Source organism: Labrys sp. HAY1-8F (assembly GCF_056754975.1).
Genome location: NZ_JBPGWZ010000001.1, coordinates 939,417 through 953,036 on the forward strand (window position 1 = coordinate 939,417; position 13,620 = coordinate 953,036).

Annotated in this window: 14 protein-coding genes; 1 reads left to right on the top strand and 13 read right to left on the bottom strand. The window is 61.0% G+C overall.

The window, feature by feature from the left end; translation table 11 throughout:
* Positions 1-182 precede the first annotated feature (182 nt).
* From ACR9ZN_RS04305 to ACR9ZN_RS04345, 9 genes are all read right to left on the bottom strand, one after another.
* Positions 183-1,979, bottom strand: a complete 1,797-nt coding sequence (locus tag ACR9ZN_RS04305) for an NAD(P)-binding domain-containing protein (RefSeq protein ID WP_481271457.1) — start codon at positions 1,977-1,979, stop codon at positions 183-185.
* 231 nt (positions 1,980-2,210) lie between these two features.
* The gene (locus tag ACR9ZN_RS04310) at positions 2,211-3,194 is read right to left on the bottom strand and encodes an ABC transporter ATP-binding protein (protein WP_481271458.1); all 984 of its coding nucleotides are present in this window, start codon (positions 3,192-3,194) and stop codon (positions 2,211-2,213) included.
* A gap of 149 nt (positions 3,195-3,343) precedes the next feature.
* Complete coding sequence (locus ACR9ZN_RS04315; protein WP_481271459.1) at positions 3,344-4,237, bottom strand: sugar phosphate isomerase/epimerase family protein; 894 nt, start codon at positions 4,235-4,237, stop codon at positions 3,344-3,346.
* Between the two features lie 35 nt (positions 4,238-4,272).
* A complete protein-coding gene (locus ACR9ZN_RS04320) occupies positions 4,273-4,740 on the bottom strand; it encodes an SDR family NAD(P)-dependent oxidoreductase (protein WP_481271460.1) in 468 nt (155 codons plus the stop codon).
* Positions 4,737-5,510 (bottom strand): SDR family NAD(P)-dependent oxidoreductase, encoded by a 774-nt coding sequence (locus ACR9ZN_RS04325; RefSeq protein ID WP_481271461.1) that lies wholly within the window; start codon positions 5,508-5,510, stop codon positions 4,737-4,739. Before ACR9ZN_RS04325 ends, ACR9ZN_RS04320 begins: the two co-directional genes overlap by 4 nt.
* Positions 5,511-5,559: 49 nt before the next feature.
* Positions 5,560-6,243: a class II aldolase/adducin family protein gene (locus ACR9ZN_RS04330; RefSeq protein ID WP_481271462.1), complete on the bottom strand. Its 684-nt coding sequence runs from the start codon at positions 6,241-6,243 to the stop codon at positions 5,560-5,562.
* 97 nt (positions 6,244-6,340) lie between these two features.
* Positions 6,341-7,096 (bottom strand): DeoR/GlpR family DNA-binding transcription regulator, encoded by a 756-nt coding sequence (locus ACR9ZN_RS04335; protein ID WP_481271463.1) that lies wholly within the window; start codon positions 7,094-7,096, stop codon positions 6,341-6,343.
* A 36-nt stretch (positions 7,097-7,132) separates the two neighbouring features.
* Entirely contained in the window at positions 7,133-8,542 is a 1,410-nt protein-coding gene (locus ACR9ZN_RS04340) for a rhamnulokinase (protein WP_454817572.1), read from the bottom strand.
* 315 nt (positions 8,543-8,857) lie between these two features.
* A complete protein-coding gene (locus ACR9ZN_RS04345) occupies positions 8,858-9,226 on the bottom strand; it encodes a winged helix-turn-helix transcriptional regulator (protein ID WP_434960540.1) in 369 nt (122 codons plus the stop codon).
* A gap of 126 nt (positions 9,227-9,352) precedes the next feature.
* On the opposite strand from ACR9ZN_RS04345, the gene ACR9ZN_RS04350 reads away from it, so the two are divergent.
* Positions 9,353-10,186 (top strand): enoyl-CoA hydratase/isomerase family protein, encoded by an 834-nt coding sequence (locus ACR9ZN_RS04350; RefSeq protein ID WP_481271464.1) that lies wholly within the window; start codon positions 9,353-9,355, stop codon positions 10,184-10,186.
* A gap of 76 nt (positions 10,187-10,262) precedes the next feature.
* Here the strand turns inward: ACR9ZN_RS04350 and ACR9ZN_RS04355 are convergent, their stop codons facing one another.
* The 4 genes from ACR9ZN_RS04355 to ACR9ZN_RS04370 are packed head-to-tail and all read right to left on the bottom strand — an operon-like array spanning position 10,263 to position 13,566.
* Complete coding sequence (locus ACR9ZN_RS04355) at positions 10,263-11,039, bottom strand: L-fucose dehydrogenase (RefSeq protein ID WP_481271465.1); 777 nt, start codon at positions 11,037-11,039, stop codon at positions 10,263-10,265.
* Positions 11,040-11,049: 10 nt separating this feature from the next.
* Complete coding sequence (locus ACR9ZN_RS04360; RefSeq protein ID WP_481271466.1) at positions 11,050-12,327, bottom strand: L-fuconate dehydratase; 1,278 nt, start codon at positions 12,325-12,327, stop codon at positions 11,050-11,052.
* A gap of 38 nt (positions 12,328-12,365) precedes the next feature.
* Positions 12,366-12,596, bottom strand: a complete 231-nt coding sequence (locus ACR9ZN_RS04365; RefSeq protein ID WP_481271467.1) for a fumarylacetoacetate hydrolase family protein — start codon at positions 12,594-12,596, stop codon at positions 12,366-12,368.
* A 25-nt stretch (positions 12,597-12,621) separates the two neighbouring features.
* Complete coding sequence (locus ACR9ZN_RS04370) at positions 12,622-13,566, bottom strand: ABC transporter substrate-binding protein (RefSeq protein ID WP_441770566.1); 945 nt, start codon at positions 13,564-13,566, stop codon at positions 12,622-12,624.
* Positions 13,567-13,620 lie beyond the last annotated feature (54 nt).

Genomic DNA, 13,620 nt, shown 5'->3' on the forward strand with positions numbered 1-13,620 from the left:
TGGATTTCCCCCGGGACCGCCAGCATCTTGCTGGCTTCCGCCCGCAAAGGTCCCCCGCCCAGGAGCCAGCAAGATACTGGCAGTCCCAGGACGAGGCACTATTGTGCGCCCCGTCCGATGTGGATCTCTCCGCCGTTGCATCGGTCGCGGCGGTCAGCCACCGGACAGTCTTTTCGCCATCGTCATACCAGATGATGTACCAGCGGCATCCCGAACACCGGCGTGGGCAGGCCTTCCATGCGCGCCTTCAACTGCAATGCGAGATATTGGGAGTAATGGCGGGACTGGTGCAGGTTTCCGCCATGGAACCACAGCCCTTCCTGCCGGGTCGGCTTCCACATGTTGCGCGGCTCGCCCTCCCAGGGGCCGGGATCCTTGGTGGTATCGGAGCCGAGCCCCCAGACCTTGCCCACCCTGTCCGCGACCTCCTGCGAAATCAGCCTGGCGGCCCAGCCATTCATCGAGCCATAGCCGGTGGCGTAGACGATGAGATCGGCCGGCAACTCGGTGCCATCGCTGAGCATGACGCCGTTCCGGGTGATTTCGCGGACCCCCACGCCGCTTTTCAGCTTGATGTCCCCGTTCGCAATCAGGTCGGAAGCGCCGACATCGATGTAGTAGCCCGAACCGCGCCGCATATATTTGAGAAAAAGGCCGGATTCATCGTCGCCAAAGTCGAGCAGGAAGCCGACCTTTTCAAGTCTCTCCAGGAGATCGGCATCCGCGGCCTTGATGGACGCGGTCACGGGCCTGAGAATTTCCGGCATGAGCCTGTAGGGCACCGAGGCATTCAACAAATCGGCCTTGTCGGTATCGATGCCCTGCTCGAGCGCGTCCTCCGAATAGAGCCGGCTGGTGCCGAACTGGAAGAGCGCGTCTGAACTCGCGACATGGGTCGAGGTTCGCTGCACCATGGTGACATCGGCGCCCTTCTCCCACAGATCGGCGCAAATATCGTGGGCTGAGTTGTTCGAGCCGATGACGACGCATTTCCTGCCGCTATAGGCATCACTGCTCTTGTAGCGGCTGGAGTGGCATTGTTCGCCTGCAAAAAGCTCCATGCCGGGAAATGCAGGTTCATTGGGAATACCAGACATGCCGGTCGCCAAAATGAGGTGCTTGGGCGTGAGCGTAACCGGCTTGCCCTCGCGCGAGACTTCCACGGTCCATTGCCCTCGCGCGGCATCGAAGGATGCCTTCCGACAAGGAGAGGAACTCCAGACATTGAGTTCCATCACCTTGGCATAGGCTTCGAGCCAGTCAGCCATCTTGTCCTTGGGCGTATAAACCGGCCAGTCATCGGGGAAAGGCAGATAGGGCATGTGGTCGTACCAGACCGGATCGTGCAGGCAGAGCGACTTGTAGCGCTTGCGCCATGAATCGCCCGGTCTCTCATGGGCCTCGACGATGAGGGTCGGCACACCGAGACGCTTAAGCCGGGCCCCGAGGGCCAGGCCGCCCTGCCCGGCTCCGACGATCACGCAATAGGGCTGGGTCTCGGTGCCCAGGAGGCTCTCTTCCTCCTGCCGTCGCTCCAGCCAGGTCTGCCGACCGCGGTGTACGCCATGCTGGGCACCCATGACGCGGCGGCGCCCTTTCTTTTCTTCGAATCCCTTCAGTTCCTCCATCGAGGTCAGCAGCGTCCAGCACAGATCGCCCTTGAGGCGGATATAGCCGCGACAGCGCGCTTCGCCGGTTTCAAACGTGAAAAATCCTTCGATGACGCCATCGGTTTCCGACACCTCGTCCTGCACGGCAAAGGCGATGGGCCGCGTGCGCGCCAAGGTCGCATCGATCAAGCCGCCAACGCCTTCCCTGCCCTCCGCAGTGTAAAGGTTCCAGGTGAACGCCAGCAGATCGCGCCAGTAGCAATCCTCCGCGAACAGAGCGAGGAGCCCGGATTTGTCGGCAGCCGCCGCGGCGAGAGCAAAGCGATCCAGCCACCTCGAAAGCTGGCCCTTTGCATCTGATCTACTCATGGCATTTCATCCCTATGGTTTTTCAAAGCGCGCCTCATTGTGATCCGGGCGCCCGCAAAAAGCGGCGATTTAACAACGCATACCGGCAATCCGTATCGCCAAAAGGCCGTTATGCAGACGTAATACTATGGATTCTTCTCGCACCTCGTTCTTTCTGTACCAAATGGAGGTGATCACAAAGTATGTGTCAAGTAACTCTGAAACCGAAATCGATCGGGAAGGAATTGCGCATCATGCGGCAATGGCCACATCGTGCTCATCGAAGAGATGCACGCGGGACGCATCAGGCGTGAGGAAGATCCTATCGCCGGTCTTGAAGCGCCTTTTTCCCACGGCGCGCACGGTAATGGTTCCGAGCGATGGCACGTCGACATAGAGCAGGGCGTCGCTGCCGAGTTGCTTCTCCAGGGACACCGTGCCGTCCCACAGCCCAGCATCGGGGGAATAGAGAACGTGCTCGGGGCGGACGCCGAAGGTCATCTTCTGGTCCAGCCGGGTGCCCCGCCCATCCGGCAGAGCGACTTTCGAGCCACCGGCGAGCTCCGACTCCTTGTCGCCGCTCGGCATCGCCGGCACGAAGTTCATCTTGAGCGAGCCGATGAAGCTTGCGACGAAAAGGTTGGCGGCACGGTCGTAGAGTTCGAGCGGCGTGCTGAACTGCTCGGCATTGCCCGCCCGCAGCACCACGATGCGATCGGCCATCGTCATGGCCTCGACCTGGTCGTGGGTGACATAGATCATCGTGGTTCGAAGGGTGCGATGCTGCCGGACCGGTTCGATGCGCATCTGCACGCGCAAGGCCGCGTCGAGATTCGACAAGGGTTCGTCGAACAAGAAGGCCGTGGACGAGCGCACGATGGCCCGCCCGATCGCCACCTTGCTGGCGATTTCCTGCTTGGGCATGCCGGCGATCTTCAGGCCGAAGCCGATATTGTCACACACGCTCATATGCGGATAGAGCGCGTAGGACTGGAAGACCATGGCAATGCGACGGTCCGCCGGCGCGAGCCGGGAGACATCCGTGCCGTCGATCAGCACGCGGCCGTCCGACAGCTGCTCCAGGCCGGTGATCAGCCGGAGCACCGACGACTTTCCGCAGCCCGACGGGCCGACGAACACCACGAGCTCGCCGTCCTTCACCTCCAGGCTGACGTCGGAGACGATCTGATGGGACCCATATTTCTTGCTGACACGGTCGAACTGAATGCTTCCCATGGTCACCTCCTGATGGCTCACACCGAAAGTCATTGAAAATGGCTCTTGGTTCCGTCTCACAATTTTCGACAAGCCTTTGATTTTGCATCGAAAATCGTGAGGCGCTCAAGTCGCGTATGCATCAGCATCTTCGCGACTTGGTATCCGATCTAGACGAGGCTGCTGCGGCCGCGCTTTTCGGTCTCATAGGCAGCCTTGAGATGGGCCTGCGTGAAGGTCTTGGCATGAGCGGCGAGGTCGTCGCCGTCGTCCCACAGGTCACGCCAGATGCCGAGAATACCTTCGAGAGGCTGGCCGACGACCCGGGAGGAGAAGGATTCGAAGGTGATCGGTCCCTGGTAATTGGCCTTGGCGAGGGCGCGGAAGATCATCTTGAAATCGATCGACCCCGTCCCGAGATAGCCTCGATTTGAATCGCCGGTGTGGAAATAGCCGAGCAGCGGTCCGGTCTCGACGATGGCGGCGGCGACGTCGGCCTCCTCGATGTTCATGTGGTAGCAGTCGAGATGGACCTTCACATTCGGGGCGCCGATGCGCTTGCACATCTCGACCGCCTGCGCCGCCGTGTTGAGGACGTTGCTCTCATAGCGGTTGACCACCTCCAGCCCGAGGGTGATATCGCTCTTGGCCGCCTGCTCGGCGACGCGCTGCAGGACCTCAACGGCGCGGGCGACACCATCCTTTGTGGGAGGCACGGCATATTTCTGGAACGCCGAATAGATGATCCCGCAGATATGCGTGCCCTTCAGGTCTCGGGCGATGGAGACGATGTCGAGAAGGCGCCGTTCGCCGCGCTTGGCCATCTCGGGGTCGCCATTCGAGATATCGGTGGTGGCATCGAGGCCGAGGGAGAAGGTGATGCCGATATTGGCTTTCTCGAGTTCGCGCCGCGTGAAATCCACGTCGAATACGCTTGGATCGAGAGCCGGCGCTTCGATGATGTCATAGCCCAGTTCCGCCGTCTTCCCGATGGCGCGAGCGCACTGTTCGTGGCTCCAGCCGGGTGTCCAGACAAAGGCGTGCAGTCCCAGTTTATTGTTCACGATGCTGGTCTTTCTTTCAGCGGAGGTTGATGGTTTCAGTGGAAGATGATGCCGCCGCAGACGTTGAGCGCCTGCCCGGTGATGAAGGATGCATCATCGGATGCGAAAAAGGCGACGGAGCCGACGACATCCTCAGGATATCCCAGGCGCCCGAGCGTGGTCTTCTCGATGACTTTCTTGAGCGACTCTTCGTCCCGATAATTGTTGCGGCCCATGTCGATGTCGATGATGCCGGGGCAGACCGCATTGACGGTGATGCCGTCGAGGCCGACCTCCATGGCCAGGATATGGGTGAAGCTGATCACCGCGGCCTTGCAGGAATAGTAACGCGCCCCGGCCTTGCGCTGCCGGAAATGGCCAAGCAGGGCCTTGGTCACCATGAAGGTGCCCTTGGTGTTGACGTCGTACATGCGGTCCCACGCGTCAGGCTCGATATCCTCGACCTTGTGGACCGACAGGACACCCGCATTGTTGACCAGGACATCGATGGTGCCGCATGTCACCAGCAGGTGAACCCGCCGTCGGCCACCACCGTGGTTCCCGTCATCAGGCTGGAAGCATCACAGGCCAGGAAATGCACCACCGATGCGATCTCGTCCGGCTTGCCGAGGCGATGCATCGGCGTGTCGCGCAGCCAGACATCGATCATGCCGTCATTGTCGTGCCGGTACGTTGTCATCGCCGTCTCGATATAGGTCGGCGCCACCGCATTGACCCGTACGCCACGATCGGCCCATTCCGCAGCCAGAGACGAGGTCATCTGGTGTACCGCGGCCTTGGCCGCATTGTAGTAGGTCTGCTTTTGAGGGCGGTTCGAAATCAGGCCGGACATCGAGCCGATATTCACGATAGCCCCCCGCCCCGCCTTGAGCATGTGGCGGCCGAACGCGCGATTGCACCAGAAAACGCCATTGTAGTTCACATCGTTCACGAGCAGCCAGTGCTCGTCGGTCACATCCTCGGCCGCCGTTCCCGAACGGGCAATGCCCGCATTGGCAACGAGGATGTCGACCCGGCCATGGTCCCGCACAATGCCGCCGGCCAGGGCATCAACCTCGGCGGGCTTGGTCACGTCGACCTGGCGCACATCGACTTCATAGCCCCTGCGCGCCAGTTCCGCCTGCCCTTCGGCGGCGATCGACAGGTCGATGTCCGCGATGACGACTTTTGCGCCATTTTCCAACAGAGCTTCGGCGCAACTCAGGCCAATGCCACGCCCCCCGCCGGTGACGACGGCAACCCGGCCGTCAAGACGGAACTTGCGCACATACATGGGATCCTCCCGTTTGCGGATATTATGGCAATGCAGGTCGAGCCCGCTCTTATTCGGCACGCCGATCGAGGAAGGGATGGCGTCCGGGCTGGGCGAATTTGGTGCGGCGGATATCGAGAAGCCTCTCGATCTGCTCGGCGTTGAATTCCTTCGCGCCGCCATAATGGGAAGCGAGGTAGACGACCTTGGCGTAATAATCGAGCGCTTCCATCTTGAAATAGGCACTGGTGAGATCGTGCCCGTAGGACAGCGCGCCATGGTTTTCCAGGAGCAGGGCGTCATATCGGTCGAGATAAGGAGCGATCGCATCGGACAATTCGCTCGTCGAGGGCAGCGCATAGGGCGTCAGAGGCACCTCGCCGAGGAACATGGTGGATTCGGGCATGATCTGCTGCGTGATCGGCTTGCCGCAGATGGCGTGAACGGTGGCATAGAGGGGATGGGCGTGCACGACGGCCCGGACATCAGGACGACGGTCGTAGACGCAGAGATGCATCTTAATTTCGGTCGAGGGACGAAAACCCCTGTCTTCGAGAAGAGCGCCCTGCCGGTCGATCCGGCAGATCATGTCAGGCGTCATGAACCCCTTGGAGACGCTGGTCGGGGTGCACAGCAAGGTGCCGTCATCCAGGAGAACCGAGAAGTTGCCGTCATTGGCGGCGCCCATCTCGCGCGCATAAGCGCGCCGCCCGATTTCACAGATATATTCGCGCAATCGCAGATCGTCTTGCATGCCGGGCACCTCATTGGTCGCCCCAAGTTTTCGTATATTCGGTCAAAAAGTCAATAATTCAGACATTATATTTTCTGTATTTGCCCGATTATATCCATTACACGATCAGCTTCACCTCGTTCCTTTCGAACAATTCGCGCCATTCCGGCGATGGCTCCCGGTCCGTGACCACGAAATCGATGGGTCCGAAGCCGCAAATGCTGATCAGGGCCGTCTTGTCGAATTTCTCGCTGTCGACGAGGAGGCAAACCCGTTGTGCGCTCTCGATGAAGGCGCGCTTCACGTCCGCATCGGCCATGTTCGCCTCCATGAGACCGCCGGTCAGCGAGATTGCCTTGCAACTGATCAGGGCGACATCCGCATTGAACTGGGCGATGGTCTGGCCGGCCAGCGGGCCGACGAAGGTCATCGAGCGGCGCCGCAATTCTCCACCGACCGACATGATCGTGTAGGGGGGCAGGCTGGGGTCCGACAGGATGCGTACGGAATTGGTAATGAGGGTCAAATCCCGCCGGTTGCCAATCGCTCTCAAAGTCTCATAGGCCGTCGAGGACGAATCCATCATCACCGCGTCGCCGTCCCTGACGAGCGTCGATGCCTTCCCGGCGATCGAGCGCTTGGCTTCGATATTGATGAGATTCCGTGTCCGATAAGGCAGGTCTTCGGCTTCGCCCTGGAGTGCGATCGCGCCCCCATGCGTCCGGCTGAGGAGGCCCTCTTTTTCGAGCTTGTTGAGATCGCGCCGTATGGTCTCTTCGGTGACCCCCAGTTCCTGGCTGAGTTCGGCCACCACAACGCTGCGGTCGCGGGTGACAAGGTCGAGTATCCTGGTTTTTCGCTCAACCGCCAACATGCATCACCGGATCACCTGACCAAATATCGGAACGTTTCAGACAAGATCGCGAATGTCCGCGGACTGTTCAACCAGAGCCCGCCCTTCTTCCAATGATTTTATCTGGCCCAGGCCAAGGAGCTGAACCAAGGCATTGCCGCAGGAACTCGCTTCGGCTGGACCGATCCGCACAGTCTTTCCGGCACGGGCAGCGATCCTGTCGCACAGAACTGCATCCCGCACGCCACCGCCACACAAAGTGAGGCTCGACAGCGGACGGCCCGTCAGATTCTCGATCGTCTTGACCGCAGAACCGATTTCTGCGGCCAGGCCATTATAGACGGCCAGCGCCAGGCCTCCGAGGTCGTAGGGAGGAAAGATGCCGTTCCGCGCACATGATCGGCGGATCGCCTCGATGATGTCCGGGGGATTGAAGAAGAGCGGATCGGATGGATCGATGGCGGGCGTATCATCCAGGGCACCGGCTCTCGTGACTTCATCGGCGATCCCGGCAAACGTCACCGGCCGGCCGTGGCGCTGCTGCCAGGCAGCCCGCAATTTCTGGATGAGATGCAGGCCGTTCAGGCTCTTGACCAGGAAGGTACGGCCGAGAATGCCGCCCTCATTCCCGAAGCCTGCGGCCCGCACACCATCATCGAGATCGGGCACACGCCGCTCCAGGCCGATCAGGGACCATGATCCGCAGATCACGAAGCCGCCGCCATCGGTTAGATCGAGCGCCGCTACCGCGCTGGCCGTATCATGGGCCGCGACCGAGATCACCGGAACCGGCCCCAATCCCAGCCTGTCGGCAAGTTCACCGCGCAGCGTGCCATAGACCTCGGCAGGGCGAATGATGGGCTGCAGTAGCTGCCGCGGCAGACCGAGCCTTTGGCAAAGCTCGGTACTCCAATCTTCCGTACGGGCATCGACGAGCCCGGACGTGCGCGCCAGGCTCAGTTCGGACCGCAGGTTCCCGGTCAGATGGTAATTGACGACATCGGCCATCATCAGAAGGCCGCGGCTCTTTGCCAGTTCATCGGGGCCATGCCGAGCTTGGTCGAAAAGCTGGCAAATCGTATTGACAGGCAGGTCCTGCGCGCCCGAGATCGCGTAGAGCTCTTCCGGGGCGAGCGGCAAGGCGTCCCGTCCGCGCTGCGAGCGCGGATGGCGGTAGTGATAGGGCTCTCCTACCAGCCCGCCGGCATGATCCAGCAACGCATAGTCCAGGCCCCAGCTATCCACGCCGATGGAATCGAGCGAACCGACCTCGGCCCTGCACCGGCGCAGACTCTCCTCGATCTCATCGAAAAGGCAAGGGAGGGACCAATGAGGGCCGTCGTCCCTTTCGACTGCATAGCCGTCGAAGCGGTGAATTTCGTCGAGCCGTAGCTGGCGGTTCTCAAACGTGGCCAGCATCGCACGGCCGCTGCCAGCTCCAAGGTCAAGTACGAGACAACGCGTCATCGCCTCTTTCCGATTTCCGACCTTCCACGAGAAACAACATTATCGGGCAAACTCGACAGGTCGATTGTTGTCAAAAGTCCGAATTTGACATTAGAGCCCAACGCAGCCGACCAGCAACCGACAATTGCCGATTAGGCGGGATGATTGGGAGGTCCTTTTGATCGGAGGGAGAGCTTCTTCTCTTTCGCATCGTGACCCAACCAGGACGGAGGTGACCTCTAGCCATCGCGGACCGGCTCATCCAGCGGACGATGCCATGGCCGGCCACCAGGTGTGGGAACGGCCCGCTGGTGCATTCTGAGGCGGAGCGGCAACTCAATCGCTCGCTGAAAGTACGTCATAGCTGCGCTGGCAATCCTGAATCACGCCCATGTTCTCGACGGTCCAGTCGAACAGGATGGCGAATGGGCCCTGCAATGATTGGCCCAGCGGTGTCAGCGCATACTCGACGCCGAGCACGCGGCCAGCCAACACTCGACGGGTCACCATGCCATTGCGCTCCAGTTTGCGCAGTGTCTGAGTCAGCACGCGCTGCGTGACCCCATCGAGACGGCGCTTGATCGCATTGAAGCGACGTGGCTCCCGCAGCACCGCCAGCACCATCATCGACCATTTGTCGGCGATCTGATCGAGGATCACGCGGCTCGGGCAGTCGGCACGGTAGATCGGATCGGTGTCATCCATCGGTATCCTCCGGCATCCCTGGGATGCTTCAGGTGCGTAATTGACGCTAGGTATCCAATGAATACCATATGATCAAACGCGTGAAAGTCCAACGCCCGGTATTCCCCGAAACAAAGAGAAGTAGATATGACAGACGCAGACTTCCGCAAGCTCCGCATTTCCCAGGCGGATGGCGTCGCGACGATCACGATCGACAATCCGCCGGTCAACGTCCTCGATGTGACTTTGATGGGCGAAATCCGCCGCCTGCTCCTGTCATTGCGCAACGATCCAAATACGCGCGTGCTGGTTTTCCAGAGCGCCGATCCAGAGTTCTTCATCGCCCATGTCGACATGACATTGATCGACGAACCGCATGCCTTCGACGAGCTCGTGCGCGATGCTCCTGACGGGCTCAACCCATTCCAGGCGTTCGGCGAACTCCTGCGGGAGCAGCCGCAGGTGACCATCGTCAAGCTCGCCGGGCTGGCCCGAGGCGGCGGCGCAGAGTTCGTTGCGGCAGCCGACATGGCGTTCGCCGCCCAGGACCGAGCAGGGCTCGCGCAGTGCGAGGCGTTGATGGGCATCACCCCGGGGGGCGGCGCCACCCAATATCTATCCAGTCGGATGACGCGCGGTCGCGCTCTCGAGGTGATCTTAGGCGGCGATCTCACCGATGCCGCGACGGCGGAGCGCTACGGATGGATCAACCGAGCCTTGCCGGCGGCAGAGCTTGACGATTTCGTCGATCGGCTGGCGCGCAACATCGCCGCGTTGCCCGAAGGCGTCATCGCCGCCGCCAAGCAAGCCGTGCCGGTGACAGACCTGCAAGAAGGCTTTCGCCGTGAGCATGACGCCTGGGCCGGACTTTTCGAACGCCCCGCAGCCGAAAAGCTGATCCGGGGCGGCCTGAGGGCCGGCGCACAGACCAAGGACGGCGAGCGCAATCTCGAAGGCTTGCTCCGCGCCCTGGCCATCTGACCTGCGCCGCTACGATCTGCGCTGATCCTTGGTCAGACTGAATGCCTGCCCTCATCGCTCCGCCAAAACGACCTTATCATACCAGAGCGCGATCGAGATGCACGTAACCGCCATCGACGAAGAGCCATTGGCCCGTGGTATGGCTGGAGGCATCGGACAGGAGGAAAACCACCGTATTGGCGATTTCCTCGGCCGTCGTCATGCGCTTGCCGAGCGGGATACGGTGCGTGATGTCCTGCAACCGCGCTTGCGGATCCTCAAAAGTGTTCAACCAACGCTCATAAAGCGGCGTCATCACCTCGGCGGGGATGACGGCATTGACGCGAATGCCGTCCTCTCGGAACGCCGCCGCCCATTCGCGGGTGAGCGCCAGTTGCGCGCCTTTCGCGGCCGTGTAGCCGCTCGTATTGCCCTGCCCCGTCAACGCCGTCTTCGAGGAAATATTGACGATCGAGCCTTTCGAAAGCCGCAATGCAGGTAGGCAGTGATGGGCAAGGGTATAGTAGTGGATGAGATTGCGCTCCAGCGACGCACGGAAATCGGCCGGCCCCGCCTCCAGGCCAACACCGTCGTTTGCACCGGCATTATTGACCAAGCCATCAATTTTACCGAAGGCCTTGTAGGCCTCCGCGACGGCCATTTCGCAGGCCTGGTCTTGCGTCAGATCGGCCCTCACGAACAGGGCCGCGGGTGAAGCCTCGCGGAGGCGCCTTTCGAAATCAGCGTCCAGCGGGCTGCGCCCGAAAATGACGGGAATCGCGCCCTCTGCCGCAAGCCCCAGCGTAATCGCCCCACCGATCCCGGCGCCACCGCCGGTCACGATGAAGACTTTGTCTTTCAGACCAAGATCCATTCGTCTCTCCTCAACCGCGAAAGCGGAAATCTGAAAGGGTCTGTTCCTTCATCTCGATCGAGAACCCCGGTTCGGACGGCGGCATATAGGCAGCTCCCTGGATGATGCAGGGATCCTTGAAATGCTCGTGGAGGTGGTCGACGAACTCGATCACCCGCCCGTCCCGCGAACCGGAGACGACGAGATAGTCGATCATCGACAGATGCTGCACATATTCGCACAGGCCGACGCCGCCGGCATGAGGGCAGACGAGAAGCTTGTATTTCGCTGCCATGAGCAGCACGGCGAGAACCTCGTTGATGCCGCCGATGCGGCAGGCGTCGATCTGCACGACATCGATGGCGCCGCGCATGATGAACTGCTTGAACATGACGCGGTTCTGGCACATCTCGCCGGTCGCGACCTGTACCGGCGCCACGGCTTCCCGGATCCTGCGATGCCCCTCGACATCGTCGGGACTGGTGGGCTCTTCGATGAACCAAGGCTTGACGAAGCTGAGCTTCTTCACCCAGTCGATCGCCTGGTCGACTTCCCAGACCTGATTGGCGTCGATCATCAGCTTGACATTGGGGCCGACGGCTTCGCGTGCGATGCTCAGGCGGCGAATATCGTCTTCGAGATCGCGCCCGACCTTCAACTTGATGTGGTTGAAGCCGGCCTCGACAGCCTCCCTGGCAAGGCGGCGCAGCTTCTCGTCGCTGTAACCGAGCCAGCCGGCAGATGTCGTATAGCAGGGATAGCCTTCCTGCTGCAGCGTCTGGAGGCGCTCGGCCTTGCCCTGCTCCAGCCCACGCAGGAGGTCGATCGCCTCCTCGGGCGTGATGCAGTCCGTGATGTAGCGAAAGTCGATGCAGCGTACGAACTCTTCCGGCGTCATGTCCGCGACGAGCCGCCAGACGGGCTTCTTCTCGATCTTCGCCCAAAGATCCCAGACCGCATTGACCACGGCACCGGTGGCAAGGTGGATCGCACCCTTGTCCGGACCGATCCAGCGCAACTGGCTGTCGGAGGTCATGTGACGCCAGAAGGCGCCCATGTCCTTGGTGACCACGTCCATGTCGAGCCCCACGACGAGATGCCGAAGCGCCTCGATGGCCGCGCAGCAGATTTCATTGCCGCGACCGATGGTGAAGGTAAGGCCGTGCCCCGCGAGCCCGCCCGTATCCGTTTCCAGGATCACATAGGCAGCCGAATAATCGGGATCGGGATTCATCGCATCCGAACCGTCGAGATGCTGCGAGGTCGGAAAGCGCAGATCGAGGACCTGCATGCCGGTGATGATGGTCATGAAAACTATTCCTTGGAAGATCAGGCCGCGACGATGCGCTATTTCCGTTCGCCCAAGCCCTCGATGCCCCGTGAAACGGTTTGGCCGGGCTGCAGATAGACGGGCGGTTGCTGACCAAGACCGACGCCCGGCGGCATGCCGGTCGAGATAATGTCACCCATCTGCAGGCGCAGGAAGCGGGAACGACAGGAAATCATGTAACGGACGGGGAAGATCATGGTCTTGGCTCTGCCTTGAGCAGATTGAAGCGGGGCGATGCTTCGGCGCACCGCCCCGTAATGGAGGGAGCCATACTCAATCGTAGAGGACCGCCTTGATTTCCGGCTGATCGATGTTGCTCTTGTCGTAATAGTAGAAACCGGTATCGATCTTCGGTGGCAATGTCTCGCCCTTGAGGGCCTTGACCGCCGCCTCTACCGTCCTGTAGCCGATGCCGACCGGATTCTGAGTGATGGCACCAGCCATCACGCCGTCGCGTATGGCCTTGATCTGGGCAGCGCCGGAATCATAACCGATAACCACGAGCTTCCTGCCCGCTTCGCTCACGCCATTGACCACGCCGATGGCCGAGCCTTCGTTCGAACCGAAAATTCCCTTGAGATCGGGATTGGCCTGCAGGATCGACTTGGTGATCTCGGTCGATTTGAGCTGGTCGCCGTCGCCATACTGAATGGAGACGATCTCGATCTTGGGGTAGGCTTCCTTGATGCGGTTGACGAAACCGTCACGCCGGTCGATGCCGGTCCGGCTGGTCTGATCGTGCACCACCAGCGCGATCTTGCCTTCATTGCCGATGAGCGCGGCCATCTTGTCGGCGGCCAGCGCCGCTGCAGCCTGGTTGTCCGTGGCGGCAGTGCTGAGCGGAATCGGGCTGTCGACGCCGGAGTCGAAGGCGATCACCGGGATTTTGGCATCCGCTGCCTGCTGCAAGAGTGGCACAGCGGCCTGACTGTCGAGTGCAGCAAAGCCGATCGCTGACGGTTTGCGCGAGAGGGCGGCGGCGAGCATGTCGATCTGCTTGTCGACCTGGGTTTCCGATTCCGGCCCTTCGAACGTCACCTTGACGTTGAAATCCTTGGCCGCCTTGTCGGCACCGGCCTTGACGGCCTGCCAGAACTGATGCTGGAAGCCCTTCGAAATCAACGCGACATAAGGCTGGTCGGCAGCCTGGGCCGCGGGAGCCAAGCCGGCAAGCGCCAATGCGGCGGCCGCTCCGAGCATCATACGTCTGGTGATCATGGACGTCTCCTTCCTAGGTTATGAGGGTCTTGAGCTTTTCACTCTTTGGTCCGG

Excerpts from the sequence above, each read along its gene's own strand:
- ACR9ZN_RS04330 (WP_481271462.1), bottom strand. The coding sequence starts at position 6,243 with ATGCAAGACGATCTGCGATTGCGCGAATATATCTGTGAAATCGGGCGG.
- ACR9ZN_RS04310 (WP_481271458.1), bottom strand. The coding sequence starts at position 3,194 with ATGGGAAGCATTCAGTTCGACCGTGTCAGCAAGAAATATGGGTCCCAT.
- ACR9ZN_RS04305 (WP_481271457.1), bottom strand. The coding sequence starts at position 1,979 with ATGAGTAGATCAGATGCAAAGGGCCAGCTTTCGAGGTGGCTGGATCGC.
- ACR9ZN_RS04335 (WP_481271463.1), bottom strand. The coding sequence starts at position 7,096 with ATGTTGGCGGTTGAGCGAAAAACCAGGATACTCGACCTTGTCACCCGC.
- ACR9ZN_RS04370 (WP_441770566.1), bottom strand. The coding sequence starts at position 13,566 with ATGATCACCAGACGTATGATGCTCGGAGCGGCCGCCGCATTGGCGCTT.
- ACR9ZN_RS04325 (WP_481271461.1), bottom strand. The coding sequence starts at position 5,510 with ATGTATGTGCGCAAGTTCCGTCTTGACGGCCGGGTTGCCGTCGTCACC.
- ACR9ZN_RS04340 (WP_454817572.1), bottom strand. The coding sequence starts at position 8,542 with ATGACGCGTTGTCTCGTACTTGACCTTGGAGCTGGCAGCGGCCGTGCG.
- ACR9ZN_RS04355 (WP_481271465.1), bottom strand. The coding sequence starts at position 11,039 with ATGGATCTTGGTCTGAAAGACAAAGTCTTCATCGTGACCGGCGGTGGC.
- ACR9ZN_RS04345 (WP_434960540.1), bottom strand. The coding sequence starts at position 9,226 with ATGGATGACACCGATCCGATCTACCGTGCCGACTGCCCGAGCCGCGTG.
- ACR9ZN_RS04350 (WP_481271464.1), top strand. The coding sequence starts at position 9,353 with ATGACAGACGCAGACTTCCGCAAGCTCCGCATTTCCCAGGCGGATGGC.
- ACR9ZN_RS04360 (WP_481271466.1), bottom strand. The coding sequence starts at position 12,327 with ATGACCATCATCACCGGCATGCAGGTCCTCGATCTGCGCTTTCCGACC.